Source organism: Streptomyces sp. NPDC019224, from assembly GCF_040632605.1.
Classification (GTDB): domain Bacteria; phylum Actinomycetota; class Actinomycetes; order Streptomycetales; family Streptomycetaceae; genus Streptomyces.
The window spans coordinates 14,854-40,875 of sequence record NZ_JBEYCF010000018.1 but is presented as its reverse complement, the minus strand read 5'-3'; the positions used below and the strand labels follow the sequence as shown (position 1 = coordinate 40,875).

The window sequence follows — 26,022 nt, the reverse complement described above, 5'->3', positions numbered from 1 at the left end:
CCGCCCTTTTTCAGACCGGCGGCAGCAGATCGCCCGCGCTGACGGTGTGGCTCAGCTCGGGATACGCGAAGGCCGTCTCGTCGTTCTCGCGGCGCCGCAGCCCGTAGAAGGCGCGGCCCTGCTCCTCGTCCGCGAGCGTGAGCGGTACGCCCCACGGGAGGTACGGAATCCCGTCACGGAAGCGGAGGACGGTCTTCGACGTCCGGAACGTCAGGCCCAGCCACTCGTTGTCGCCGGCCCGTCCGGCCGGGTCCGCGACGATCCGATGCCTCAGCCGCCGGTTCGCCGCGACGGAGAAGGCGACGACACCGTTGTGGACGAGCGGGATCTCCAGCGTCCCGGCGCCGGGCTCCTCCTTGGATTCGAAGACCAGCGTCCGGCGCGGGTCCCCCTCGGGGTCCCGGTAGCAGGAGAAGACGGCGATGCAGGAATCACCGGCCAGGTCGAGCGCCTGGTCGCAGTGGCGGCCCATCGTGGTGTACGCGCTCGTGTAGCGCTCGGCCAGCGCGTTGTCGAAGGCGGCCGGGAGCCCCGCCCGCTCACGTACCTCCCGGGCCAGCCGCTCGTGCACCTCCCGGAAGCGCAGCGCGGGACGCGCGTACCGCGTCGTCGTCCGTACGAGCGGCACGCCGCCGTCCGCGTCCAACCTGGTGAGCACGGCACCCCTGCGGCCCTTGCCGACGTCCTCCATGGGCGTGGCCGCGCACAGCTCCGCGAAGCGGTCCGGCTCCGTCGGCAGCGAGCACCGGACGATGTCCTCAGATCCGGGGAGCACGGTAGTCCCCCGCGTTCATGCTGAACCGGAACCGGTCGCCGTAGTCGATGAACGACGTGGACCGGTTCTCATCGGCGTACATCGCGCGCAGCTCCGCCATGCCCGCCTCGGTGGGCTGCTCCAGCTCCACCGGCCCCGCGGCTCCCTTGACGTACGTACGACCGTCCCGGTGCACGGCCTCGGTGCTGGAGCAGCGCACCACGTATCCCAGGCGGGTCGGCAGGTACTCGGCGTTCAGCGTGGAGGGCCGGACCTCGTGCGTGTACAGGCGGTTGGTGGACAGCGGCATGAAGAAGACGGACCCGGGGTGGAGCGTGAGCGTGAACTGCGCGGGCCGGTCGTCGCGTTCGGCGGCCGGATCCTTGAGCCGGAAGTGGAGCCGGGTGAGCGCGCTGGCGCGCCCCACGCCGTAGTCGTAGGGGTCGTCGGCCATGGGGCTCAGCCCGTCGAGCCGGTCGTAGAAGGTGCAGAAGGCCATGATGCCGTTGCGGGGCATGTCCTTCGTCTTGTCGGCGTGCGACGAGATCCGGGCCTTGGTCTGCTTGCGCTCCGTGGTGGCGCGGGTGTTGTGGTACGTCTGCGCCAGCACGTGGTTCAGCGGCGCGTGGCCCCGGAAGAGGGTGTCGGCCTCCCGGTTCAGCGCGTCGACGATCTCCGTGTCCGTGGAGCGGAAGTTCTCGGTCGGACCGGACAGGTTCGTGGAGCACCGCAGCAGCCGGAAGTGTAGCGCGTCCCCTTCACGAGTGACCGGCGTGAGGTAGATCCCGGTGCGGTGGGCCGTACCGGCCTTGGTGGACTCCGTCAGCGACTGGAACGCGTGCTCGGCGCGGATGCGCCTGAAGTGGTCCCCGTCGGGCGCGAAGAACCGGGGGTGATAAACCCCGCCACCGAGCCCGCCTCCCGCCTCGGTACGCGCTTCTCCCGGCTGTGTGGCGTACAACGAACCCATCCGTCCCCGCTGCTGCATCGTCCGTATCCTTGTGCAGGAGAATTCCACGGTAGGGGCATCAGGTGCATCGGTCCACTGAGTTCACTTTCGGCCTCCCATGGGTGGTCAGCTTCTTCCATCAGGATTGGAGGCTGAACGCAAACTCCGAGGCCGAGGCCGTCGCCGGTCAGTTCGTGGAGGAGCTGAAACCAGAAGCGGTGCTGTTGGTGCGCCGTGACGCGCGCATGCTCCACGAGCGACTTTCCGCCGAGCGGATCACCACCCTGTGGAGTGGATGCGTGGAGAACGGCGAGCGCTTCTTCCTCAACAGTCGGCTCACCGACGGTGCCGAATGGGTGCGTCAGGTGATCGAGGTGTGCGACGCATGGCTCCTCCGCCATCCGCATGCGGCGACGCTCTCCGAGGCGGACCGTTACGAGGGCCGGGAATTGGACGGTCGGGTCCGGAACACGATCACGGAATTCGCGGACTGGTTCGACCGGGATATGGTCCAGGCGCTCGCCGAGTGCGTCGACCGCTGCACCCCTGATCTCGCCTTCCGCCTGCTCCTGCAGGCATTGCCCACGGCGAGCGTCGCGGCTTCTCCGCACTACAGGGACCTGTCGCGGGAGCAGTACGCACGGCTGGCTTCCCTGGGACGGGAGTTCCGGTACGGCGAGTATGTCGTGAGCGACGTCGAGCATCTCGCACACGCATAGTCCCGGCACGACAAGTACCACCGGAGAAAAAGGCTGTGGGCCGCACCCTCGGGGTGCGGCCCACAGCCGTTGTGCGCCTCCCGGACGCGTCAGGCGCCGTCCTTCGTGAAGTAGTTGTGCAGTCCCGGGACGGTCAGCGTGCCGCCGAACTGGCCGGCCTGGGTGACCTTCACCTTGGTGAAGAACGCGAACGGGACGTTCAGCGGGGGCGGGGTCTGGGGGCTGAAGGTGATCGGGATGAGGCCGAAGAGGTTGCCCTTCAGCTCCTCCGTGTACATCGTCACCGTGCCGTCGCGGATCGTGGAGGTGGAGCCCTTCCGCGCCTGTACGTGGCCCGTGACGCCCGGCATCGGGCCGACTGTCAGCTGGTGCAGGTCCCTGATGTCGATCGAGGACGCGGTGAACTTCAGCACCTTCTTCGTGGAGCCGTCGCCCATCCGCACCTCGACGATGCCCTTGTAGTCGAGCCCGTTCAGGGTGAGCAGCGAACTCTCCAGGATCCACGGGTCGTTGGGCAGGTTCGGGATGCCCGGCTCCAGCTTCGCGTTGGCCAGGGCCTCCGGGTCCGGGGTCGGGCACGGGAACGGCTCCTTGGCGCCGTCCGGGATGTCCTCGTCCTTCTTGGTGTCGGTGCCCTTGACGTCCTCGTCCAGCTCCTCGACCGTCCGGCCCGCCTTGCCGGCCGCCTCGCGGATGGCCTCGGCGGTCTTGTCAGCCGTGTCCTTCGCCATGTCCTTCGCCGCGTCGGTCGCCTTCTCCCCGTCGGTCGCCTTCTCCGCGGTGTCGTCCTTCGCGTCCGGGGTCGCGGACGCGGAGGGCTTCGGGGACGCCGTGGTGGGGCTCGGGGACGGGCTCGCCGTCTCCTTGTCCGGGCCGTCGAAGAGGTCCTTGAGCGCGTCGCCGAGGCCCAGCGGGTCGAGCGGGTTCGTCGTCTTCGTGGGCGAGGGCGTGGCGGCCGGGGTCTCGGCGGGGGCAGCGGCGTCGGTACTCTTCTTCGCGGTGTCGGTGCTCTTCGCGGTGTCGGCCACCGAGCCCGTGGCCCTCGGCGTCGGGGTGGCCTCGTCGCTCGTCGTCGGCGTCGGCTTCGCGCTCTCGCTCGTGGACGGGGACGGCGTCTTCGACGCGGAGGGCGACGGGTCCGCCGACTCGCTCGGCTCGTCGGAGCGGGTCACGCAGGGGCCGGGCGCGTAGGGGATGTCCGTCGTGTCGTCGGCCATCGCCAGCCTGGGCGTGAGCCCCATCCCGACGAACACCGCGGTCGGCATCGCGGCGAGCGCGAACGCCTTCTTGCCCGACGGCATGTGAAGCTTCGTCAGCAGCGACTTCTTCGGGGCGGCGTGGCGGGGGCCTCGACGTTCCTGGAACCCGCTCCCGTCCGCGCGGTTCACCTGCTTGTCGTCACCCCGCACGATGCCTCCCGCCCTCGGCTCCGGCCGTCGTGTCGTACGGGGCCTGCTGCTGTTCGGGAACGCTCACGCCGTACAGCGCGCCCTCGGGAAGCGGGGCGTCCTTCGCGAACGCGACGGTCTCCGGGGCCTCCTGGGCGGGAGCGGCCGCGACCGGCGCGGGCTCCTCCTCCGCCGGTGCCTCGCCGGGGGCCCACGAGACCGAGAGCGCGCCGCCGAGCAGGGCGAGGACGAAGCCGATCCCGAAGCCGCCGATGTTGGCGACGGGTATGGATATGAGGGCCAGCAGAAGCGTCGCGACACCGGCGAACACGCGGACGATGCTGTGGAACCACATCGTCAGGCCCAGCGTGACGAGCAGGACACCGATGATCAGCGAACCGGCGCCGGCGGTGGTGGACATCGCCAGCGTCATGTTGCCGAGGTGCATGTTCGCGTACGGGAAGTACATGATGGGCAAGCCGCCCAGCATGGTGAACAGTCCGGCCCAGAACGGCCGGTCACCCCGCCAGGTGCGGAAGCCTCGCCGGGCGACGGAGAGGTAGTGCTCGTTCTGCCCTTGGGATTCGGGGCTCATGGAAAACAGCTCCCTGGAACCGGTACTGCTGTGAGAAGGAGAAGAGTGGGCGGCCGGGGGCGCGCGAAGCACCCCCGCCCGCCCGGGCGAGTGCTTAGTAGCACTCCTTGCCGGCGCCGGAGCCCTTGTGGAGGCGCAGCTTCAGTCCGCTGAGGTTGAAGGTGCCGGCCGTGGTGGCCCACGCCTTCTGGCGGACACCGGTCAGCACGGCCTCCTCGGCACGCTGCGAGAACCCGTTGGGGTCGGCCCGGGTGCCGGGCTGGATGCCTATGCTCCCCGGCTTCTCCGTCTTCAGCGAACCGGCGGCGACACCGATGTCGATGTTCCTGAACTTGGCGTCGCCGTCGAGCTCCGAGACATCGAGGTAGAGGTCCTTGGCGTAGACACGCTCGTGTCCCGCGCCACCCGCCTCCAGCCTCAGGGTGATGTCGCCGATGCCGAACGGCAGGTCGGGCGTGACGACCGACTGGCACATGTTCGTGATGTAGGCCTCGCTGAAGCCCGACACGGCCACGGCGTGCCCCTTGCCGTTGGCGACCTTCTGGTCGGCGCCCTGCTCGGTGGCCACACTTCCGTACTGCACGAAGTCGTAGCCCTCGAGCTCACCGGCCCGGACCTTGAACTCCTGCCCCGACACGCTGAACGACGCGGCGAGCGCGCCCTGCGCCAGGCCGACGCCGACGGCGGCGGTGGCTATGACGCTCGGCACCATGACGACAGCGAAACGCTTCCATCTCGTGCCACCGCGAACCTGGGAACTCATACTTTTCCTCCTTCTCGGACGTACATCTCCGGTCCGGCGTCCTGCCCGACCTGGGAGGGGAGAAGTGCTACGTCCTCGGAAAGGAGAGCGCCCGGATACGGAGGCCTGTACCGCGTCCGCATCACCGGCGATCACCCCCGAGCGACAACCACTGGCCACGCGTTCGCGCGGCCGATCGGACAGGCCCTGCCGACCGGCAGGAACCCCCCTGTCCGGAGCCGGCGCCACTGCCGCCGGCCCGCTCGGTGGGGACCCAACGGAGCCGCCGCACCCGGCTGGCGGCCGGAACGGCGGTATTGGACCGAGCGTGGCCGATCGTGGTCCATTCCAGGCCGGGACACAAGGGGGTTCGTTACTGACTGGTAACGCCCCCATAACCGGGCCACGACCCGCTGGCACCGAGCGGCCACACAGGGTTGCCCCGGGCCAACGGACGAAAAGGAGGAAGGATGAGCGAAACGGGACAGAGCCCGAAGATCGGCTTACTGCGAGTAACAGGGCGTGCTTTTATCAAGATTTGGTAAAGCAGGGCCTGCTCTTATCGCCTGATCGCGAAAACGGCCGCGGCGCCCGGAGGCCGCCGCGGCCGTGTTGTCAGTTCAGCACAATCGGATCGGAACAACCGGCTCAGAACAGGACGCGCGCGAGCGCGGTGCGCGCGGCACCGACCCTCGGGTCCTCCGGGCCGATCACCTCGAAGAGGTCGAGCAGCCGCAGCCGGACCCGGTCGCGGTCCTCGCCGAACGTGCGGCGCACCGTCTCCACGAGCCGGCCGAAGGCGTCCTCCACATGGCCGCCCACGAGGTCGAGGTCGGCCGCCGCCAGCTGCGCGTCCACGTCGGCCGGCTTCTCGGCGGCGTCCGTACGCACCTTCTGCGGGTCCGTCGCCTGGACCCGGGCCAGCAGCTCGGCCTGGGCGAGGCCCAGCTTCGCCTCGGTGTTGGCGGGGTCGTCGGACAGGACGTTCTTGTACGCCTGGACGGCGCCCGCGAAGTCGTTGGCGTCCAGCGCCCGCGCGGCCGCTTCGAGGAGGGAGTCGTACGGGCCGGGCGGGGCCGGGGCCGCCGCCTGCGGCTCACCGGCCGCCGACGGGTCGACCGGGATGCCGGTGAGGCCGAAGCGCTCCTCGCCGACCTGGATCAGCTGGTCCAGGGTCTGGCGGATCTGGGCCTCGGGGGCCGCGCCCTGGAAGAGCGGCAGCGCCTGTCCGGCGACGACCGCGAAGACCGCCGGGATGCCCTGGATGCCGAACTGCTGCATCAGCATCTGGTTGGCGTCGACGTCGACCTTGGCCAGCACGAAACGGCCGTTGTACTCGTGGGCCAGACGCTCCAGGAGCGGACCCAGCTGCTTGCACGGCTCGCACCACTCGGCCCAGAAGTCGATGACGACGGGCACTTCGGCGGAGCGCTGGAGGACGTCGCTCTCGAAGCCCGCCTCGTTGACGTCGATCACGAGGGAGGAGGCGGGGACCGCCGCGGGGCCGCCCTGACGGGCGGACTCGGCACGCGCCTGCTCCGCCTTCGCCTTGGCCTCACCGGCCGCCTTCACCGCGGCGAGGTCGACGACGCCGCTCATGGACATGTTCCTAGGCTGCATGCGTACATCCTCTCCCCTCGGTGCGCCGTTCCGGAAAGCGATACGTGAACCGCACCCGTCCGTGACCCTCGCCGGTGTGCGGGGCGGACGGACAGACACGGCCCCGGGGCCCCGGAAGGCCCGGTTCGGCGCCCGGTCCCCACCCGGCGCCTGTGGCTGTCGTTCGTTCGTGGCGTCCGCGACGGTCCGGACCGTCGCCTTACGCTACGGGTCGTAGCGTAACTGGCCACAACCCCTCGCGCACAAGAGTGTTCGGTGATCTGTCTCACGGGGAACGGGACCGATCGGATTTACTTACCGGCGGGTATGGTCGCGGCATGCCCAGCAGCAGCCACCCCAAACCCTCACGATCCGGACGCCCGCGCAGTGCCGAGGCCGATGAGGCGATCCTCGAGGCGACCAGAGCCTCCCTCGTGGACCTCGGCTGGTCGAAGCTGACGATGGGTGACGTGGCGACGCGGGCCGGGGTCGCCAAGACGACCCTATACCGGCGCTGGGCGGGCAAGAACGAGCTGGTCGTGGACGCGGTCGCGGTGCTCTTCGACGAGCTGGAGATGCCGGACCTGGGCAGCCTGGCCGCCGATGTGGAGGCGGTGGTGCTGCAGTTCGCCGCACTGCTGGACCGGCCGGAGACACGGACCGCGCTGATGGCGGTGGTCGCGGAGTCGACACGGGACGAGGCGCTGCGGACCCGCATCCGGGATTCGATCGTCGACCGGCAGAAGCGCCTCGTGCTCCAGGGGCGCCGGCGGGCGCAGGAGCGCGGCGAGCTGCCCGTCGAACCGGACGAGGCGACGGCGGACCTGACGGCGGACCTGATCTTCGATGTGATCGCCGGTGCGGTCGTGCACCGGACGCTGGTGAGCGCCGAGCCCGTCGACGCCGACTGGGCCCGGCGCTTCACGCTGCTGCTCCTGGCGGGCCTGGGCGCGGCCGCCGCCGGTTAGTCCTGTCCGGCGGCGGCCGTACGCGTGTCAGAAGCCGGGCGGCTCCGTGTAGACGCCCCACTCGTCGCGCAGCACCCCGCAGATCTCGCCGAGGGTCGCCTCCGCGCGGACCGCGTCGAGCATCGGCGCGATCATGTTCGAGCCGTCGCGGGCGGCGGCCAGCATGGCGTCCAGGGCGCTCTTCACCCGGGCGTCGTCGCGGGCCTCCTTGCGGCCGGCGAGCACCCGGACCTGCTCGCGCTCGACCTCGTGGCTGACCCGGAGGATCTCCAGGTCGCCGGTGACCGAGCCGTGCGCCACGTTGACGCCGACGACCTTCTTCTCACCCTTCTCCAGGGCCTGCTGGTAGCGGAACGCGGATTCGGCGATCTCGCCGGTGAACCAGCCGTCCTCGATGCCGCGCAGGATGCCGGAGGTCATCGGTCCGACCGGGTGCTGCCCGTCGGGGTGGGCGCGGGTGCCGCGCTCCTTGATCTGCTCGAAGATCTTCTCGGCGTCGGCCTCGATGCGGTCGGTGAGCTGCTCCACGTACCAGGAGCCGCCCAGCGGGTCGGCCACGTTGGCGACGCCGGTCTCCTCCATCAGCACCTGCTGGGTGCGCAGCGCGATCTCGGCGGCCTGCTCGGAGGGGAGCGCCAGGGTCTCGTCGAGGGCGTTGGTGTGCAGCGAGTTGGTGCCGCCGAGGACGGCGGACAGGGCCTCGACGGCCGTCCGTACGACGTTGTTGTACGGCTGCTGGGCGGTGAGGGAGACCCCGGCGGTCTGGGTGTGGAAGCGCAGCCACTGGGCCTTGTCGGTCTTCGCGCCGTACGTCTCCTTCATCCAGCGGGCCCAGATCCGGCGGGCGGCGCGGAACTTGGCGATCTCCTCGAAGAAGTCGAGGTGCGCGTCGAAGAAGAAGGACAGGCCGGGCGCGAAGGTGTCGACGTCCAGCCCGCGGGAGAGGCCGAGCTCCACGTAGCCGAAGCCGTCGGCGAGGGTGTACGCCAGCTCCTGCGCGGCGGTCGCCCCGGCCTCGCGGATGTGGTACCCGGAGACGGAGAGCGGCTTGTAGGCGGGGATGGAGCTCGCGCAGTGCTCCATCAGGTCGCCGATGAGGCGCAGATGGGGCTCGGGCTGGAACAGCCACTCCTTCTGCGCGATGTACTCCTTGAAGATGTCCGTCTGGAGCGTGCCGTTGAGGACGGCGGGGTCGACGCCCTGGCGTTCGGCGGCGACCAGGTACATGCAGAAGACCGGGACGGCCGGGCCGCTGATCGTCATCGACGTCGTGACGTCACCGAGCGGGATGTCCTGGAACAGGACCTCCATGTCGGCGGCGGAGTCGATGGCGACGCCGCAGTGGCCGACCTCGCCGAGCGCGCGCGGGTCGTCGGAGTCGCGGCCCATCAGGGTCGGCATGTCGAAGGCCACGCTGAGCCCGCCGCCGCCGGCGGCCAGGATCATCTTGTAGCGCTCGTTGGTCTGCTCGGCGTTGCCGAAGCCCGCGAACTGGCGGATGGTCCAGGTGCGGCCCCGGTAGCCGGTCGGGTGGAGCCCCCGGGTGAAGGGGTACTCGCCGGGCCAGCCGATCCGCTCGAAGCCCTCGTACGCGTCCCCGGGGCGGGGGCCGTACACGGGCTCGACCGGGTCCCCGGAGAGCGTGGTGAAGTCCGCGTCACGCTTGCGGGCCTTGTCGTAACGGGCCTGCCAGCGGCGGCGGCCTTCCTCGATCGCTTCAGCGTCCATACCCTCCAATTTACTAGGACGTCCTAGTACATGTCGATGACAAACCGCCCGGCGCTTCGCGCGGGGCGGTCGGGGGGTGTCAGACCTTCGCGGGGGCGGCGGGCGTCGCGTCCGTGACCAGCGGCTCGATCTCGCGGACGACCTTGCGCTCGACGAAGAACGCGGCCGTCGGGATCGTGCCCGAGAGGAGCACCCAGAGCAGCTTGCCCATCGGCCACTTCGCCTTGGAGCCCAGGTCGAAGGCGAAGATCAGGTAGATGATGTACAGCACGCCGTGGATCTGGGAGACGACGAGCGTCAGGCCCTCGCCCTTGTCGAAGCCGTATTTGAAGATCATGCACACGCAGAGGATCAGCAACATGACGGCGGTGACGTAAGCCATCACCCGGTATCGGGTCAGCACACTGCGTTTCATGCCATCGAGCGTAACCGGACGTCCGGGGCGATCTTGCAGCGGGCCGGGGCCCGGAACGGCGTCGCTCAGTCCTCCTCGAAGTCCCGCGCGGCGATGCGCAGGGGCCGCAGCAGCGCGAAGATCTCGGCGCACTCCTCGGCGTCGTACGCCCCGAGCCCGAACTCCATCGCGACCAGGTCCCGGGTGGCCGACTCGACGACCTCGCGGCCCTTGTCGGTGATGGAGGCCAGCGTGCCCCGCCCGTCGTTGGGGTTCGGGCGCTTGTCGACCAGGCCGGAGCGCACCAGCCGGTCCACCGTGTTCGTCACGGACGTCGGGTGCACCATCAGCCGCTCGCCGATCTTGGACATCGGCAGCTCACCCGCCTTGGAGAAGGTGAGCAGCACCAGCGCCTCGTACCGCGCGAAGGTCAGCCCGTACGGCTTGACGACGGCGTCGACCTCGGCGAGCAGGATCTGCTGTGCCCGCATGATCGAGGTGATCGCCGCCATGGACGGCACCGGGCCCCAGCGCTGCTGCCAGAGCTCGTCGGCGCGGGCGATGGGATCGAAGGGAAGGCTGAGCGGCTTCGGCACGGCCACGACCTTACCCATGGGGAACTTGGCGGTCCTCCCCGTCTCGCACTTCGGTCCGGCGCTCGACGGCGCGTGCGGTTCCGCGGGTCCCGGCGGCCGGCGGGACCAGGCGGGGCGTGCCGGGGACGGCCGTGCCGAGAGTGCCGGGACGGGACGAGCCCCCGCCGGGACCGGCAGGGGCTCGTCGGGGGCGCGGGATCACTCCGCGAGGTACCGCTCGACCGTCTCGACCTTGGAGGTCAGTCCGTCCGTGACGCCGGGGCGGATGTCGGCCTTCAGGACGAGGGAGACCCGCCCGGCGCGTGCCTCGACGGCGGCGACGGCGCGCTTCACGACGTCCATCACTTCGTCCCACTCCCCTTCGACGGACGTGAACATCGCGTCGGTGCGGTTGGGCAGCCCGGACTCGCGGACGACCCGGACGGCGTCGGCGACGTACTCGCCGACGTCCTCGCCGACGCCGAGCGGGCTGACGGAGAACGCGACGATCATGCGCTGACCGTGCCTTCCCGGCGGGCCCGGGCGGCGATGACGCCGTCCGCCTCGTAGCGCTTGAGCACCTTGTCCCCGTACAGACCGCCGAACGGCAGGACGCACAGCAGGAAGAAGAACGCGACGCGCTTGAGCGGCCACTTGGTCTTCGTCCACACGTCGAGGAGCAGCACGACGTAGATGACGAAGAGCACGCCGTGCAGCATGCCCAGCGGCATCATCAGGAAGTCGATGTCGGAGACCCGGCTCAGCACCGAGCCGAAGATGATCAGCGCCGGGAAGGACAGCGCCTCGGGAATCGAGATGAGGCGCAGCCGGTGCAGGGCGGTAGCGGTCTTGATGTCCACGGGGGCACCTTCGGTGGGAGGGGCGTGACAGCTTGTGAACGCACGCACAAGCGGCACCCATTGTGACATCGCGGCCGGGCGCGCCCGGCGGCGGGTCCTGGCGGGGAGCCGGCCGGCCCCGGCGTTCCGGGACGCGTACGTCCCGATCGCGTCCGGGTCCCGTACCGGATGCGTACCAAGGGCGCTCGCGGGCGCCCGGTCGCATGGTCGCCCTCTGTTCCGGCAGCGGTGGCTGACGCTATTTTCGCCGGGTGGCAATGTTCCGGCTTGAGGGAAGCAAGACGCTCGCGGTCGATCTGGCCGACGATGCCGTCAAGGCGAAGAACGGCTCGATGGTCGCGTACGAGGGCCGGATGTCGTTCAAGAAGATGACGGGTGGCGGGGAGGGACTGCGCGGGATGGTGACCCGCCGGCTGACCGGCGAGTCGATGGCGGTGATGCAGGTCACCGGGCAGGGCACCTGCTACTTCGCGGACCGGGCGAGCGAGATCAACCTCGTCTCGCTGCACGGCGACAAGCTGTACGTCGAGGCGAGCAATCTGCTCTGCACCGACGCGGGGCTGCGCACCGGCACCACGTTCACCGGCCTGCGCGGCGGGGCGACGGGCAACGGCCTGTTCACCACCACCGTCGAGGGGACCGGCCAGGCGGCGATCATGTCGGACGGCACGGCCGTGGTGCTGCGGGTCTCCCCCCAGTACCCGCTGTTCGTCGACCCGGGCGCCTACATCGCCCATCAGGGCAGCCTCCAGCAGCACTTCCAGTCCGGGGTGAACTTCCGGACGCTGATCGGGGAGGGCTCGGGCGAGTCCTTCCAGATCCGTTTCGAGGGTGAGGGACTGGTCTACGTGCAGCCCAGCGAGCGGAACACGATCGGGGGGAACGTCTGATGCCGTTCCGAGAGGTCAACTCGAAGATGGTCGAGGCGACGGTGATCCCCGGCCAGAAGATGTTCAGCCAGCGCGGGGCGATGCTCGCGTACCGGGGTGAGGTGGCGTTCACGCCGAACATCCAGGGCGGCCAGGGCGGTGTGATGTCGATGATCGGCCGCCGGCTGGCGAACGAGGCGACCCCGCTGATGACGGTCGAGGGCAACGGCACGGTGATGTTCGGCCACGGCGGCCACCACATCCACGTGATCAACCTCTCGGGCGACACCCTCTACGTGGAGGCGGACCGGCTGCTCGCCTTCGACGGGTCGCTCCGGCAGGGCACGATGTTCATGGGTTCGCAGGGCGGGGTGATGGGCATGGTGCGCGGCCAGGTGACCGGGCAGGGCCTGTTCACCACGACGCTCCAGGGGCACGGCGCGGTGGCGGTGATGGCGCACGGCGGGGTCATCGAGCTGCCGATCACCCCGGGCCGTGACATACACGTCGACCCCCAGGCGTACGTCGCCCACCACGGCGACGTACGCAACAAGCTCTCCACCGCGCTCGGCTGGCGCGAGATGGTGGGACGCGGCTCGGGCGAGGGCTTCCAGCTGGAGCTGAGCGGCAACGGTGCGGTGTACGTCCAGGCGTCGGAGGAGAAGCTGTGAACGGGCCCGTGGTCTTCGACCCGATGACGCTGCCGTCGGACGACAACGTCAACGCGTACACCTTCTGCGTGGAGCTCAAGGGGAGCCAGTGGTTCCTGCAGAAGGGCAAGATGATCGCCTACTACGGGCAGATCGGCTTCGACGGCATCGGGCACGGCCGGTTCGAGGGGCTGGTCCGGGCGAGCTTCCACTCGCCGCTGCACGCGAGCGACTGGGTGGTGGCCGAGGGCAACGGCAAGATGCTGCTCGCCGACCGGGCCTTCGACGTGAACTCCTACGACCTGGACGACGGGAACCTGACGATCCGGTCCGGCAACCTGCTCGCGTACCAGCCGTCGCTGGCGCTGAAGCAGTCGATCGTGCCCGGGTTCCTGACGCTGATCGGCACGGGCAAGTTCGTCGCCGCGTCCAACGGGCCGGTGGTCTTCATGGAGCCGCCGCTGCGGGTGGACCCGCAGGCGCTGGTGGGCTGGGCGGACTGCCCGTCCCCCTGCCACCACTACGACCACGGCTACATGACCGGCGTGCTGGGCGGGCTGCGGGCGCTCACCGGGTTCGGCGGGGCCTCCGGCGAGGAGCACCAGTTCGAGTTCGTGGGCGCCGGTACGGTGCTGCTCCAGTCCTCCGAGGCGCTGATGGCCGAACAGCCGACGGGAGCGGTGCCGCAGCAGGCGGGGGTGCCGGGCGTCTCACCCCGGGGGGCCGGCCGGCCGGGGTGAGGCGCCCGGCATCGCTTCGGTTCGTAAACGATAGTCTGCGGAGCGTGACGTCGAACGCCTGCGCCCCGTCCCGGCCCGCACCGTGCCGGGCGTCACACCCCCACACTTCGTCCGGCTTTCAACTTCTTAGGTAGAATCCATACATGGAGACCGAGACGGCCACCCGCTGGCTGAGCGACGCCGAGCAGTGCGCCTGGCGCACCCACCTGGACGTCGGCAGGCTGCTGACGCACCAACTGGAGAAGGATCTCCAGCCGTTCGGCCTGACCATGAACGACTACGAGATTCTCGTCAACCTGTCGGAGTCGGACGACCGCCGGATGCGGATGAGCGACCTCGCGGGCGCCACCCTCCAGTCCAAGAGCCGTCTCTCGCACCAGATCACCCGCATGGAGAACGCGGGCCTGGTCCGCCGGGAGAACTGCGAGTCGGACCGCCGGGGCCTGTACGCGGTCCTCACCGATGAGGGAGCGGAGACCATGCGGAAGGTCGCGCCGCACCATGTGGCCTCGGTCCGCAAGCACTTCATGGACCTGCTTTCGCCCGAGGCGCTGGCCGAGCTGCACGCGGCGCTGGCGCCGGTGGCGGAGCATTTGCGGGCGCAGCGGGGCTGAGCTCCGCCGCGCGTCAGGGGGCGTAGGCGGAGAGTACCGTCCCGTTGCCGAAGCTCATGAACAGCGCGTCGCCCTGCGCGATGAGCGAGACCGTCGCCGGGTCGACCGGCTCTCCGGGATCGCCGGGCCACGCGCGGATCAGCCCGGAGCCCGTGGGCGCCGTTTCCCCCTCGGAGGCGAGGTCGATCGTTCCGGGCCCGTATCCCTCCACCACGAGGGCGCTCTCACCGACGACGAACGGCGCACCCTGCGTCTCCAGCCCGTCGCCGCACTCGCATGTCGCCCAGCGCTGCTGCCCGTCCGCCACCCCGAACGCGTACAGCCGCTCCCTGCTGCTCACCACGACGGTGCCGTCCCGCGAGAGCGCCGGGCGGTAGGCGATGTCCACACCGGGGGCGAGGGGGCGGCGGCTCGCCGGGGACGTCACGTCGACCACGGTCAGGCCGTCCGGGCCCGCGCACAGGAGTTCCCTGCCCTTCAGAACCGGGGTGCGGCAGGTCACCTCGTCCGCCGGGAGGCCCGCCGTGCGTGAACCGTCCGCCGTCTTCAGGACGGTGACCGCGTCACCGGCCGCCACGAGGCGGCCGTCGTCCAGGAGGAGTTCCGCGTCGTCGGCCGGCTCCCGCCACTCCTCGTCCCAGAGCCGGTCGTGGTCGCCCGTCAGGCGGCGGGCGGTCAGCCGGCCGGTGGCGGAGCCGGGGGCCTTCGTCGCGTAGTAGAGGACGTCGCCGGACTGTACGGAGTCGGCCACCGCGACCCCGTCCGGCAGCGGTTCGCGCCACTTCTCGCCGCCGTCGTCCAGCCCGCGCGCCACCAGGGCGCCGCCCTCGAAGGCGTAGACGGTGGTGTCGCGAACCGCCGCCACCGAGGTGGGCCCGGAGCCGGTGCGCGGGCCGCGCCACAGCCGCCTGCCGTCCGCCGCCGCCAGCGCGGTGATGCGGCGGGGGCCCGCGCACACCAGTGACGCACCGGCGAGCACGCACGTCACGGGACCGTCGTCGACCTGGGCGTGCCACGCCTTCCAGCCCGCCGGCCGCATGGAGACATCGGCCGCCGTCGTGCCGAAGTCACCGGTGCGGCCCGGGTCCGCGCCCGGGAAGACGACCCGGCCGGCTCCCCCGGCGGACACCGCCCCGGAGGCGGAGGCAGTCGGCCGCGGGTCCCCGCCGGTGTCGTCCCGCCCGTCGTCCCCGGCGAAGATCCCGGGCAGGAGGACCGCGCCCAGGGCGACGCACGCCGCCGTCGCCAACGCCGCGAACCCGAGCCGCAGCCCCCTGCCGCCCGTCCGCTCCTCCGGCACCGGCACCGGCACCGGCGCGACGGGCGTGCGGGCGAACGCCGAGTGGTGGGGCGGGAGCGGCGGGACGGCCGGCGCGGGTGCGGCCGCCCGTGCGCAGGCGTCGGCCGCCGCCGCGTGGGCGGCCAACTGCCCGCGTACCGCGTCGGTCCAGGGGAAGGCGCCGGGGGCGGGCCGCTCCGGAAGGAGCAGGTCCGCCAGCTGCCGGGGCGCGGGCCGGGCGGCGGGGCCGCTGCGCAGGCACGCCTCGACGACCGGGCGCAGAGCGGGCGGTACGCGGGAGAGTTCGGCCTCGCCCCGCGAGATCCGGAAGATCACGGCGGCCATGTCGGAGTCGTCGAACGGCCCGCGCCCCGTGGCCGCGAACGCCAGCACCGCGCCCAGGCAGAACACGTCGGACGCGGGCACCAGGGCGCGGGAGCCGTCGACGTGCTCGGGCGAGATGTAGCCGGGGCTGCCGACGACGACACCGGGGCGGGTGAGCTGGGTGGCGTCGAACGCCTGGGCGATCCCGAAGTCGATGACCTTGGGCCCGTCCGGCCCGAGGAGCACGTTGCCCGGCTTCAGGTCGCGGTGCAGGACGCGCACGGCGTGCATGTCCGCCAGGGCCAGGGCCAGCCCCGCGCCGAGGGCCCGGACCGCCGCTTCGGGAAGCGGCCCGCCCCGGGTCACCGCCTCGGCGAGCGAGGGGCCCGGGACGTATTCGGTGGCGAGCCACGGCAGCCGGCCGCTCGCGTCGCCGCCCACGAGCGCGGCGGTGTGCGGGCTGCGGACGGCCTCGGCGGCGGCGATCTCGCGGCGGAAGCGGACCCGGAAGCCGTCGTCGAGGTCCAGGTCGGGCCGAACGGTCTTCAGGGCGACGAGCCCCGGGGCTCCCACGGGCCGGGCGAGATACACCTCGCCCATGCCGCCCGCCCCGAGCAGCCCGAGCAGCTGGTACGGCCCGATCAGCCGGGCCCGCCCGGCCGGCAGCGGCTGGATCACTGTGCGCTCTCCTCGGTCGGTCCGGTCGGTGCGGGGTCACCCGGGCAGCGGTACGGAGACCGCGGTGCCGTCGTCGTAGACGATGTGGACGACCCCGCCCAGGGGCAGCACCTGGGGATCGAGCAGTTCCTTCTCCAGCTCCACGCCATCGGTGACGGAGTCGTACGTGGGTGTTCTGCTCGGTCCCGGCGCGCCCGGAATCCGGGTGCGGGCCAGGGCGCCGGTGGTGCCGTCGGGGCGGAGGGGGACGGTGTACAGCGTCGTGCTGTCGGCCCAGACGACCGTGTCGGCGACGATGAGGGGCGTGGAGACGGGGTTGCTCATTCCCGGTTCCGGCTTCGTGCCGAGCGGGAACCGCCCCCGTATCCGGCCGTTCTCCTGCCCCACCACAACGATCTCGCCGGTCCCGCTTTCCATGGATGTCCCGCCCGTGCGGAGCACGGCCACGCGGCCGTCGAGGGCGGCCAGTTCGGCGTCGGACGCGAGATCGGACCCCAGCGGCAGCCGGCCCCGGGCCTCGAGATCCCCCGCGCCGAAGCGCAGCACCGAGATCTCCTCGCTGCCCGGGTCGGACAGATCGTCGCCGGTGGGAACGATCGTCGTGCAGAACGCGAACCGGCCTCGCACCCGAAGCTCCCCGCATCCCGTGTTCCGGCCGCTGCCCTCCCCCTGCACCGCCTGACCGCCCGCCGTGCCCAGCAGTTCGCCGTCGGCCGGACGATACGCCTTCGGTGCTTCCTCACCGATGGCGTACAGGACTTCGCCATCGGTGGCGACCGGCCAGAAGTTTCCCTTCTGGGCGTTGGATATGTCCTCCGCGGCCAAGGGCTTCCGCCACTTCTCGGCGCCCGTCCTCCGGTCGTACGCGCCGAGTTCGGCACCCTCGGGCGCCGAGGTGGTGGAGGCGAAGACCAGGTCGCCGGCCACGACCGGGGCACTCTCCAGGCCGTGCGCGCCTCCGGACCTGGCCTCCCAGCGGACCTTCCCCGTGCGCGCGTCCAGCGACTGGAGCCGGTCGGCCGCGGCGAGCAGCACGGTGTCGTCATGGACCGTGGGAAGGGTGGCACCGGCCGGCATGAAGAACTGCCCGCGGGGGCCCCAGCCCGCCGAGCGGGAGGACTTCCCGGTGTCCAGCGTCCACATCCGGTGCCCGTCCGCCGCCGACAGCGCCTCGTACGTGCCGTCGACGAGCCGGCACACCAGCACGTCACGGCCCGCCGAGCAGCCGAGCGGGGGCTCGGCGAACTTCCCCCGCCAGGGCTTCTTCCAGCCGGTGGGGCGTACGTCGCGGCCGTACGGGACGGTGCCCGAGGCGTCCGGGCCGCCCTTCTCGCCCACGCCCGCCACGATGGTGGCCGCCTGCGCACTGCCGCCCGGCGCCCCCTCGGCCGGGCCGCGCTCACGCCACGCCAGGTACCCGCCGGTGGCCGCGCCCAGCAGGACCAGGGACACCAGGGCCGCCGCGAGGCCGCGTCCCGGGCGACGCGGGGGCGCGGCGAGGCCCGGGCCCTGGGTGGGTGCGAGGTGCAGGCCCGGGGCGAAGTCCGTTCCGCGCGTCGGCAGTTGGTGCGGGGCGGCCAGACTGCCGGTGGCCGCCCGGGTGGGCGTGTAGCCGGGCAGCAGGGGCCCGCCCAGTGCGGTGACGCGAGCCAACTCCCTTTCGTACTCCGCGATCTGCCCGCCGACCGAGGCGGGCCACCGGGAGGCGGCGCCGGGCGCGAGCCGTTCCGCGAGTCCGGCGGCGGTGGGGCGGGCGGCCGGGTCGGCGGTGAGGCAGTCCGCCAGGACCGCGCGCAGCGCCTCGGGCACGTCCGCGAGGTCGGCCTCGACGTACTTGACGCGGTACAGGACGGCCGCCACCGGCCCGTCGCCGAACGGGTCGCGCCCGGTGGCGGCGAAGCAGAGCACCGAGGCGAGGCAGAAGACGTCGGAGGCCGGGACGACGCGTCCGCTGCCCGCGACGTGCTCCGGTGACATGAAGGCGGGGCTGCCGACCATCCGGCTGGTGGTGGTGAGCGGGGTGGCGCCGGTGTCCCGGGCGATCCCGAAGTCGATGAGGCGGGGGCCGTCGGCGGCGAGCATGACGTTGCCCGGCTTCACGTCCCGGTGCACGATCCCCGCCGCGTGCACGGCCGCCAGGGCACGGGCGATCCCGGCGCCCAGCATCCGCACCTCCGCCTCGTCCATCGCGCCCGCTCCGCGCACGGCGGCGGACAGCGTCGGCCCGGCCACGTAGGCGGTGGCGAGCCAGGGCACCTCGGCGTCGGCGTCCCCGTCGAGCAGCGGGGCGAGGTGGTTGCCGGTGACGGACCGGGCGACGGTGATCTCGCGGCGGAACCGGCTGCGGAAGGCGGGGTCCTGCGCCACGTCGCGGCGGACGGTCTTGACGGCGACGGGGGCGGTGGAGTCGCCCCGGTCACCGAGGAAGACCTCCCCCATGCCGCCCGCGCCCAGCCGGGCCAGGATCGTGTACGGGCCGATCGTCCTGGGCGAGTCGTCCCTGAGCGGACCGAGCATGTGCCACTTCCCCCCTCGTGCGCATGACCGGCGGCCATCCTGCCACGGGGGTGCGGGAGTCGAGGCGCGTACGGGAGGCCCGGACGCGGCCCGCACGCCGCGTACGGGAGGCCCCGGCCGTCAGCTCCCGCCCGTCAGCTCCCGCCCGTCAGCCCCGCCACCAGTTCGTCCGCCGCCGCGTACGGGTCGAGGCGGCCGGCCACGATGCGTTCGGCGAGGGCGTCGAGACGGCGGTCGCCGTGCAGGGTGCCGATGCGCTCGCGGAGGCGGGTGACCGTGATCGTCTCGACCTCGCGGGCGGCACGGGCCGCGCGCCGCTCGGCGAGAACGCCGTGTTCCTCCATCCACGCCCGGTGTTTCTCCAGGGCCTCGACCACCTCGTCGACGCCCTCGCCCCGGGCGGCGACCGTCTTCACGATCGGCGGCCGCCAGTCGCCGGGGCCCCGGGACTCCCCGAGGCCCAGCATGTGGTTGAGCTCGCGGGCGGTGGCGTCCGCGCCGTCCCGGTCGGCCTTGTTCACGACGTACACGTCGCCGATCTCCAGGATCCCGGCCTTGGCGGCCTGGATGCCGTCACCCATGCCGGGGGCGAGGAGGACGACCGAGGTGTCGGCCTGGGAGGCGATCTCCACCTCCGACTGGCCGACGCCCACGGTCTCCACCAGGATCACGTCGAAGCCCGACGCGTCCAGCACCCGGATCGCCTGCGGGGCCGCCCAGGCGAGGCCGCCGAGGTGGCCGCGGGTCGCCATGGAGCGGATGTAGACGCCCGGGTCGGACGCGTGGTCCGACATCCGGACCCGGTCGCCGAGCAGCGCGCCGCCGGAGAACGGCGAGGACGGGTCGACGGCGAGGACGGCGACCCGCTTGCCCTGCTTCCGGTACGCGGAGACGAGCGCCGACGTCGACGTGGACTTGCCGACGCCCGGCGAACCGGTCAGGCCGACGACGTAGGCATTGCCCGCCAGCGGCGCAAGGGCCGCCATCACCTCGCGCAGCTGCGGCGAGGCCCCCTCCACCAGGGAGATGAGCCGGGCCACCGCCCGCGGTCCGCCCGCGCGGGCCTGCTCCACCAGGGTGGGGACGTCCACCATCACCGCTCCGTTCCGCTCGCTGTCTGTTCTCGTACCGCGTTACTTGCCCGGAACGCGCAGGATCAGCGCGTCGCCCTGGCCGCCGCCGCCGCACAGCGCCGCCGCACCGGTGCCGCCGCCGCGCCGCTTGAGCTCCAGCGCCAGGTGCAGCACCACGCGGGCGCCGGACATGCCGATGGGGTGGCCGAGCGCGATGGCGCCGCCGTTGACGTTGACCTTGTCCGAGCCGACGCCGAGGTCCTTCATGGACTGGACGGCGACGGCCGCGAACGCCTCGTTGATCTCGATGAGGTCGAGGTCCTCGACGCCGATGCCCTCCTTCTTCAGGGCGTGCCGGATGGCGCCCGAGGGCTGCGACTGGAGCGAGTTGTCCGGGCCCGCCACGTTGCCGTGGGCGCCGATCTCGGCGATCCAGTCCAGGCCCAGCTCCTCGGCCTTGGCCCTGCTCATGACGACGACCGCGGCGGCGCCGTCGGAGATCTGCGAGGAGGTGCCCGCGGTGATCGTGCCGTCCTTGGCGAAGGCCGGGCGCAGCTTGCCGAGGGACTCGACGGTGGTCTCGGGGCGGATGCCCTCGTCCTGGGAGAAGAGGACCGGGTCGCCCTTGCGCTGCGGGATCTCGACCGGGGCGATCTCCGCCTCGAACAGGCCGTTCTTCTGCGCGGCGGCGGCGCGCTGGTGGGACAGGGCGCCGATCTCGTCCTGGGCGGCGCGGTCGAGGCCGAGGCGGGTGTTGTGCCTCTCGGTGGACTCGCCCATCGGGATGTTGTCGTAGGCGTCGGTCAGACCGTCGTACGCCATCGAGTCGAGCATCTCGATCGCCCCGTACTTGTGGCCCTCGCGGGACTTCGGGAGCAGGTGCGGGGCGTTCGTCATGGACTCCTGGCCGCCCGCCACGACGACGTCGAACTCGCCGGCGCGGATGAGCTGGTCGGCCAGGGCGATGGCGTCGAGCCCGGAGAGGCACACCTTGTTGACGGTGAGCGCGGGGACGTTCATCGGGATGCCGGCCTTGACGGCGGCCTGGCGGGCGGGGATCTGGCCCGCGCCGGCCTGGAGCACCTGGCCCATGATCACGTACTCGACCTGGTCGCCGCCGATGCCGGCCCGGTCCAGCGCCGCCTTGATGGCGAAGCCGCCGAGGTCGGCCGCGGAGAAACTCTTCAGGGAGCCGAGGAGCCGGCCCATGGGCGTCCGGGCGCCCGCGACGATCACGGAGGTGGTACCGGTCGTTCCTGACATGAGGCACAGCCCCTTGGGTTGGATGTGAACGAGGGTTTACTTGAATGTACTGAGCGGTACCCGTCCAGTCATCCGGCAGCGGGTGTGATCGCGCGCACGTTGCGTAACCATCCGCAGCGCGCTGCACTGGTCCCATGCTGACGCGAATCGACCACATCGGGATCGCCTGTTTCGACCTCGACGCGACCGTCGAGTTCTACCGCTCGACCTACGGGTTCGAGGTCTTCCACTCCGAGGTCAACGAGGAGCAGGGCGTACGGGAGGCCATGCTCAAGATCAACGATACGTCCGACGGGGGCGCCTCCTACCTCCAGCTCCTGGAGCCCACCCGGGAGGACTCCGCCGTGGGCAAATGGCTGGCCAAGAACGGGGAGGGCGTGCACCACATCGCCTTCGGCACGGCCGACGTCGACGCCGACGCCGCGGACATCCGCGGGAAGGGGGTCAGGGTGCTGTACGACGAGCCCAGGACGGGGTCGATGGGGTCCCGGATCACCTTCCTCCACCCCAAGGACTGCCACGGCGTCCTCACCGAACTGGTCACGGCGAAGACGGAGCACTGACCCGAGCCGGACCGGCCCGGTAGAGTGGGCTGTTCCGGGCCGGGGCCGGGTCGGGGCCGCGCCGCGTCCTCAGCCGTTGATCTGTCACCATTCCCCGGGGGGCCGTTCACCGGCGGACGGCACTCGTGTGGAGTTTGCGACCAGGGTCGGGGTCTTCCCTGCTCAGTGGGGCATCCCCTGCTCGAACGAAGTTGAGAGCTCGGGGAAGAGTTGAGAGCTCGGGGAAGGATGGACCGCGCAGTGCGGGGCTACGAACGCCAGGAGAGCCACCGAGCTGAAGACGACCATCTCTCGCGGTTCGAGGCCGAGATGGACCGGCTCAGGACCGACCGGGAGAAGGCCGTCCAGCACGCCGAGGACCTCGGTTACCAGGTCGAGGTCTTGCGCGCCAAGCTGCACGAGGCTCGGCGCAGTCTGGCGATGCGTCCCGCGTACGACAGCGCGGACATCGGCTACCAGGCGGAGCAGTTGCTCCGTAACGCCCAGATCCAGGCCGAGCAGCTGCGCAGCGACGCCGAGCGCGAGCTGCGCGAGGCCCGCGCGCAGACGCAGCGGATCCTCCAGGAGCACGCGGAGCACCAGGCCCGGCTCCAGGCCGAGCTGCACAACGAGGCCGTGCAGCGCCGGCAGCGGCTCGACCAGGAGCTGGCGGAGCGCCGCCAGACCGTCGAGTCCCATGTCAACGAGAACGTCGCCTGGGCCGAGCAGCTGCGGGCCCGGACCGAGTCGCAGGCCCGCCGCCTCCTCGAGGAGTCCCGTGCCGAGGCCGAGCAGGCGCTGGCCGCCGCCCGGGCCGAGGCCGCCCGGCTGTCGGACGAGACGCGTCAGCGGCTCGGTTCGGAGGCGGAGTCCGCCCGCGCCGAGGCCGAGTCGATCCTGACGCGCGCCCGCAAGGACGCCGAGCGGATGCTCGGCGTCGCGGCGGAGCAGGCGCAGGAGGCCACCAGTCACGCCGAGCGGCTGCGGCTGTCGACGACCGCCGAGACCGAGCAGACCCGGCAGCAGACCACCGAACTGAACCGGGCCGCCGAGCAGCGCATGCAGGAGGCCGAGACCCGGCTGCGCGAGGCCCGTCTCGAGGCCGAGAAGGTCCTCGCCGAGGCCAAGGAGGCCGCGGTCAAGCGGCTGGCCGGCGCCGAGTCGCAGAACGAGCAGCGCACCCGTACGGCGAAGACGGAGATCGCCCGGCTGGTCGGCGAGGCGACCAAGGAGGCCGAGACCCTCAAGGCGGAGGCCGAGCAGGCGCTCGCCGACGCCCGCGCCGAGGCCGAGCGGCTGCGCGCCGAGGCGGCCGAGGCCGCGCGCACCGCCGCCGCCGAGGACGCGGCCGCCCAGCTCGCGAAGGCGGCCCGGTCCGCCGAGGAGATCCTGACCAAGGCGTCCGAGGACGCGAGGACGGCCACCCGGGCGGCGGGCGAGGAGGCCGAGCGCATCCGCCGCGAGGCGGAGGCCGAGGCGGACCGGCTGCGCGGCGAGGCCGCCGAGCAGGCCGACCAGCTCAAGGGCGCGGCCAAGGACGACACCGAGGAGTACCGGGCCAAGACGGTCGAGCTGCAGGAGGAGGCGCGCCGGCTGCGCGGCGAGGCCGAGCAGCTGCGGGCCGAGGCGGTCGCCGAGGGCGAGCGCATCCGGGGCGAGGCCCGCCGCGAGGCCCTCCAGCAGATCGAGGAGGGCGCGAAGACCGCCGAGGAGCTGCTCGCGAAGGCCAAGGCCGACGCGGAGGAGCTGCGCGGCGCCGCGAGCACCGAGAGCGAGCGGGTCCGCGGCGAGGCGGCCGAGCGGGCCGCGGCCCTGCGCAAGCAGGCCGAGGAGGCGCTCGACCGGGCCCGCGCCGAGGCCGAGCAGCTGCGCACGGAGGCCGAGGAGCACGCCGAGGCGGCGAGGACCGCGGCCGAGGAGGCCGCGGCCGGACTGCGCGCGGAGACCGAGCGCGCGGTCGCGGCCCGGCAGACGGAGGCGGCCGACGAGCTGGCCCGGCTGCACGGCGAGGCCGAGACCCGGCTGGCCGCCGCCGAGCAGGCGCTCGGTGAGGCGCGTACGGAAGCGGAGCGCATCCGGCGCGAGACGGGCGAGGAGTCCGAGCGGCTGCGCGCCGAGGCCGCCGAGCGGCTGCGGACGCTCCGGGAGCAGGCCGAGGCCGAGGCCCAGCGGCTGCGCGACGAGGCCGCGGCGGACGCCTCGCAGTCCCGTGCCGAGAGCGAGTCCGTCGCCGTACGGCTGCGCACCGAGGCCGCCACCGAGGCGGAGCGGCTGCGGACCGAGGCGCAGGAGAGCGCCGACCGGATGCGGTCGGAGGCCGCGGCCGCCGCGGAGCGGGTGGGAGCGGAGGCCGCCGAGGCGCTGGCCGCCGCCCAGGAGGAGGCGAACCGGCGCCGGCGCGAGGCCGAGGAGACGCTGGACGCGGCCCGCACCGAGGCGAACCAGGAGCGCGAGCGGGCCCGCGAGCAGAGCGAGGAGCTGCTGGCCTCCGCGCGCAAGCGGGTCGAGGAGGCGCAGGCCGAGGCGCAGCGCCTGACCGGCGAGGCGGAGAGCCGGGCGGCCGAGCTGGTCGCGGCGGCCGAGCAGACCGCCCAGCAGGTCAGGGACGCGGTCAGCGGGCTCCAGGAGCAGGCCGAGGCGGAGATCGCCGGGCTGCGTTCCACCGCGGAGCACGTCGCGGAGCGGACGAGGTCCGAGGCCCAGGAGGAGGCCGACCGGCTGCGGGCCGACGCGCACGCGGAGCGGGAGCGGGCGGGTGAGGACGCCTCCCGTATCCGCCAGGTGGCCAAGGAGGAGACGGACGCCGCGAAGGCGATGGCCGAGCGTACGGTCTCCGACGCCATCGCGGAGTCCGAGCGGCTGCGCGCCGACACCGCCGAGTACAGCCAGCGCATGCGCACCGAGGCGTCGGACGCCCTCGCGTCGGCCGAGCAGGACGCGGCGCGCAGCCGGGCGGAGGCCCGCGAGGACGCCAACCGGATGCGCACCGAGGCGGCGGCCCGGGCGGACCTGCTGGTGTCCGAGGCGACCGCCGAGGCGGAGCGGCTGCGCGCGGAGGCGGAGCGCCAGGCGGCCCGGGTCGGCGACGAGGCGGCGGGCGAGGCGGAGCGGCTGCGCGCGGAGGCGGCGGCCGCCGTGGGTTCCGCGCAGGAGCACGCGGCGCGTACCCGCGAGGAGTCGGAGCGGCTGCGGGCCGACGCGGAGGCGGCGGCCGAGCGGATGCGGGCCGAGGCGCGCCAGGAGGCGGACCGGCTGCTGGACGAGGCGCGCGAGGCGGCGTCGAAGCGCCGGGCGGACGCGGCCGAGCAGGCGGACCAGCTCATCGACAAGGCCCGGGAGGAGGCGCTGCGCGCCGCGACCGAGGCCGAGGAGCAGGCCGACACGATGGTCGGCGCGGCCCGCAAGGAGGCCGTGCGGATCACCTCCGAGGCGACCGTCGAGGGCAACTCGCTGGTGGAGCGGGCCCGGACGGACGCGGACGGGCTGCTGGTCGGCGCGCGCCGGGACGCCACCCAGATCCGGGAGCGGGCCGAGGAGTTGCGGACCCGGGTGGAGGCCGAGGTCCAGGAGCTGCACGACCGGGCGCGGCGGGAGACGGCCGAGCAGGTCAAGACGGTCGGCGAGCGTGTCGACAAGCTGATGAAGGCCGCCACCGAGCAGCGCGAGGAGGCTGCCGCGAAGGCCAAGGAGCTGCTCGCGGACGCCAACTCGGAGGCCAGCAAGGTCCGGATCGCCGCTGTGAAGCGGGCGGAGTCGCTGCTGAAGGAGGCCGAGCAGAAGAAGGCCAGCCTGGTGCGCGAGGCCGAGAAGCTGCGGGCGGACGCCGAGGCCGAGGCGAAGCGGATGGTGGACGAGGGCCGACGCGAGCTGGAGGTCCTGGTGCGTCGGCGCGAGGACATCAACACGGAGATCTCCCGTGTCCAGGACGTGCTGGAGGCGTTGGAGTCTTTCGAGACACCGGCGGCGGGCGGTAAGGGCGGGGGCGCCGCATCGGCCGGAGGTGTCAAGGCCGGGGCCTCGGCGGGCACTCGATCGGGTGGCAAGCCGTCCGATGGGTAGCCGACCGGCCGTCGTCCGTGGTTCCGCATGGCCCGTCAGCCGTCCGGGTGGCAAGGGTGAGGGTATTCAGCCACCCGAAAGGGGTGTCATTCTCCAGGCCAAACTGGCATCTACTCGATGACACGCCGTTTCGGCCCCTAGGA

The 26,022-nt window shown here is 72.3% G+C and carries 23 protein-coding genes; 8 read left to right on the top strand and 15 right to left on the bottom strand.

Features of this window, described 5'->3' with window-relative positions; genetic code table 11:
• Nucleotides 1-10: 10 nt before the first annotated feature.
• Together ABZ564_RS14440 and ABZ564_RS14435 are read right to left on the bottom strand one after the other, a co-directional pair.
• Nucleotides 11-775 carry a hypothetical protein gene (locus ABZ564_RS14440; protein WP_360855004.1) on the bottom strand — a complete coding sequence of 255 codons (765 nt, stop codon included), beginning with the start codon at nucleotides 773-775 and terminating at the stop codon, nucleotides 11-13.
• Nucleotides 759-1,724 carry a hypothetical protein gene (locus ABZ564_RS14435; protein WP_360855199.1) on the bottom strand — a complete coding sequence of 322 codons (966 nt, stop codon included), beginning with the start codon at nucleotides 1,722-1,724 and terminating at the stop codon, nucleotides 759-761. Before ABZ564_RS14435 ends, ABZ564_RS14440 begins: the two co-directional genes overlap by 17 nt.
• Nucleotides 1,725-1,825: 101 nt before the next feature.
• On the opposite strand from ABZ564_RS14435, the gene ABZ564_RS14430 reads away from it, so the two are divergent.
• Nucleotides 1,826-2,422, top strand: coding sequence for a hypothetical protein (locus ABZ564_RS14430; RefSeq protein ID WP_360855001.1), 597 nt, complete (start codon nucleotides 1,826-1,828; stop codon nucleotides 2,420-2,422).
• Nucleotides 2,423-2,511: 89 nt separating this feature from the next.
• On the opposite strand, the gene ABZ564_RS14425 is transcribed toward ABZ564_RS14430, so the two are convergent.
• From ABZ564_RS14425 to ABZ564_RS14410, 4 genes are all read right to left on the bottom strand, one after another.
• Nucleotides 2,512-3,831 carry a hypothetical protein gene (locus tag ABZ564_RS14425; RefSeq protein ID WP_360854998.1) on the bottom strand — a complete coding sequence of 440 codons (1,320 nt, stop codon included), beginning with the start codon at nucleotides 3,829-3,831 and terminating at the stop codon, nucleotides 2,512-2,514.
• The gene (locus tag ABZ564_RS14420) at nucleotides 3,821-4,405 is read right to left on the bottom strand and encodes a DUF6114 domain-containing protein (RefSeq protein ID WP_360854995.1); all 585 of its coding nucleotides are present in this window, start codon (nucleotides 4,403-4,405) and stop codon (nucleotides 3,821-3,823) included. Before ABZ564_RS14420 ends, ABZ564_RS14425 begins: the two co-directional genes overlap by 11 nt.
• A 94-nt stretch (nucleotides 4,406-4,499) precedes the next feature.
• Entirely contained in the window at nucleotides 4,500-5,168 is a 669-nt protein-coding gene (locus tag ABZ564_RS14415; RefSeq protein ID WP_360854992.1) for a DUF6230 family protein, read from the bottom strand.
• Nucleotides 5,169-5,795: 627 nt separating this feature from the next.
• On the bottom strand, nucleotides 5,796-6,767 hold the full coding sequence (locus ABZ564_RS14410) for a tetratricopeptide repeat protein (protein WP_360854989.1): 972 nt from the start codon (nucleotides 6,765-6,767) through the stop codon (nucleotides 5,796-5,798).
• Between the two features lie 317 nt (nucleotides 6,768-7,084).
• Here ABZ564_RS14410 and ABZ564_RS14405 point away from each other — a divergent pair, with 317 nt between their 5' ends.
• A complete protein-coding gene (locus ABZ564_RS14405) occupies nucleotides 7,085-7,714 on the top strand; it encodes a TetR/AcrR family transcriptional regulator (RefSeq protein WP_360854986.1) in 630 nt (209 codons plus the stop codon).
• Nucleotides 7,715-7,741: 27 nt separating this feature from the next.
• On the opposite strand, the gene ABZ564_RS14400 is transcribed toward ABZ564_RS14405, so the two are convergent.
• From ABZ564_RS14400 to ABZ564_RS14380, 5 genes are all read right to left on the bottom strand, one after another.
• Entirely contained in the window at nucleotides 7,742-9,442 is a 1,701-nt protein-coding gene (locus ABZ564_RS14400) for a methylmalonyl-CoA mutase family protein (RefSeq protein WP_360854983.1), read from the bottom strand.
• A 79-nt stretch (nucleotides 9,443-9,521) separates the two neighbouring features.
• Nucleotides 9,522-9,857, bottom strand: coding sequence for a DUF3817 domain-containing protein (locus tag ABZ564_RS14395; RefSeq protein WP_360854980.1), 336 nt, complete (start codon nucleotides 9,855-9,857; stop codon nucleotides 9,522-9,524).
• 65 nt (nucleotides 9,858-9,922) lie between these two features.
• Nucleotides 9,923-10,432 (bottom strand): MarR family transcriptional regulator, encoded by a 510-nt coding sequence (locus ABZ564_RS14390; RefSeq protein WP_360855196.1) that lies wholly within the window; start codon nucleotides 10,430-10,432, stop codon nucleotides 9,923-9,925.
• A gap of 198 nt (nucleotides 10,433-10,630) precedes the next feature.
• Complete coding sequence (locus ABZ564_RS14385; RefSeq protein ID WP_143619700.1) at nucleotides 10,631-10,924, bottom strand: MTH1187 family thiamine-binding protein; 294 nt, start codon at nucleotides 10,922-10,924, stop codon at nucleotides 10,631-10,633.
• The gene (locus tag ABZ564_RS14380; protein ID WP_360854976.1) at nucleotides 10,921-11,271 is read right to left on the bottom strand and encodes a DUF3817 domain-containing protein; all 351 of its coding nucleotides are present in this window, start codon (nucleotides 11,269-11,271) and stop codon (nucleotides 10,921-10,923) included. Before ABZ564_RS14380 ends, ABZ564_RS14385 begins: the two co-directional genes overlap by 4 nt.
• Before the next feature lie 257 nt (nucleotides 11,272-11,528).
• Here ABZ564_RS14380 and ABZ564_RS14375 point away from each other — a divergent pair, with 257 nt between their 5' ends.
• The 4 genes from ABZ564_RS14375 to ABZ564_RS14360 all read left to right on the top strand — a co-directional run bounded on the left by ABZ564_RS14375 (nucleotide 11,529) and on the right by ABZ564_RS14360 (nucleotide 14,144).
• Nucleotides 11,529-12,161: an AIM24 family protein gene (locus ABZ564_RS14375; RefSeq protein ID WP_360855193.1), complete on the top strand. Its 633-nt coding sequence runs from the start codon at nucleotides 11,529-11,531 to the stop codon at nucleotides 12,159-12,161.
• Nucleotides 12,161-12,811, top strand: coding sequence for an AIM24 family protein (locus ABZ564_RS14370; protein ID WP_360854973.1), 651 nt, complete (start codon nucleotides 12,161-12,163; stop codon nucleotides 12,809-12,811). Before ABZ564_RS14375 ends, ABZ564_RS14370 begins: the two co-directional genes overlap by 1 nt.
• Nucleotides 12,808-13,530, top strand: a complete 723-nt coding sequence (locus tag ABZ564_RS14365) for an AIM24 family protein (RefSeq protein WP_360854970.1) — start codon at nucleotides 12,808-12,810, stop codon at nucleotides 13,528-13,530. Before ABZ564_RS14370 ends, ABZ564_RS14365 begins: the two co-directional genes overlap by 4 nt.
• A gap of 143 nt (nucleotides 13,531-13,673) precedes the next feature.
• Nucleotides 13,674-14,144, top strand: coding sequence for a MarR family transcriptional regulator (locus ABZ564_RS14360; protein WP_360854967.1), 471 nt, complete (start codon nucleotides 13,674-13,676; stop codon nucleotides 14,142-14,144).
• A 13-nt stretch (nucleotides 14,145-14,157) separates the two neighbouring features.
• Here ABZ564_RS14360 and ABZ564_RS14355 read toward each other — a convergent pair whose 3' ends face one another.
• The 4 genes from ABZ564_RS14355 to ABZ564_RS14340 all read right to left on the bottom strand — a co-directional run bounded on the left by ABZ564_RS14355 (nucleotide 14,158) and on the right by ABZ564_RS14340 (nucleotide 21,278).
• The gene (locus ABZ564_RS14355) at nucleotides 14,158-16,425 is read right to left on the bottom strand and encodes a protein kinase (RefSeq protein WP_360854964.1); all 2,268 of its coding nucleotides are present in this window, start codon (nucleotides 16,423-16,425) and stop codon (nucleotides 14,158-14,160) included.
• 36 nt (nucleotides 16,426-16,461) lie between these two features.
• On the bottom strand, nucleotides 16,462-18,942 hold the full coding sequence (locus tag ABZ564_RS14350) for a protein kinase (protein WP_360854961.1): 2,481 nt from the start codon (nucleotides 18,940-18,942) through the stop codon (nucleotides 16,462-16,464).
• Between the two features lie 134 nt (nucleotides 18,943-19,076).
• Entirely contained in the window at nucleotides 19,077-20,036 is a 960-nt protein-coding gene (meaB, locus tag ABZ564_RS14345; protein WP_360854958.1) for a methylmalonyl Co-A mutase-associated GTPase MeaB, read from the bottom strand.
• A gap of 39 nt (nucleotides 20,037-20,075) precedes the next feature.
• On the bottom strand, nucleotides 20,076-21,278 hold the full coding sequence (locus ABZ564_RS14340; RefSeq protein WP_360854955.1) for an acetyl-CoA C-acetyltransferase: 1,203 nt from the start codon (nucleotides 21,276-21,278) through the stop codon (nucleotides 20,076-20,078).
• 134 nt (nucleotides 21,279-21,412) lie between these two features.
• Between ABZ564_RS14340 and mce the strand changes: the two genes are divergently transcribed.
• Complete coding sequence (gene mce / locus ABZ564_RS14335; RefSeq protein WP_360854952.1) at nucleotides 21,413-21,841, top strand: methylmalonyl-CoA epimerase; 429 nt, start codon at nucleotides 21,413-21,415, stop codon at nucleotides 21,839-21,841.
• Nucleotides 21,842-22,081: 240 nt separating this feature from the next.
• The gene (gene scy, locus ABZ564_RS14330) at nucleotides 22,082-25,879 is read left to right on the top strand and encodes a polarized growth protein Scy (protein WP_360855190.1); all 3,798 of its coding nucleotides are present in this window, start codon (nucleotides 22,082-22,084) and stop codon (nucleotides 25,877-25,879) included.
• The last annotated feature ends 143 nt before the right edge of the window (nucleotides 25,880-26,022 follow it).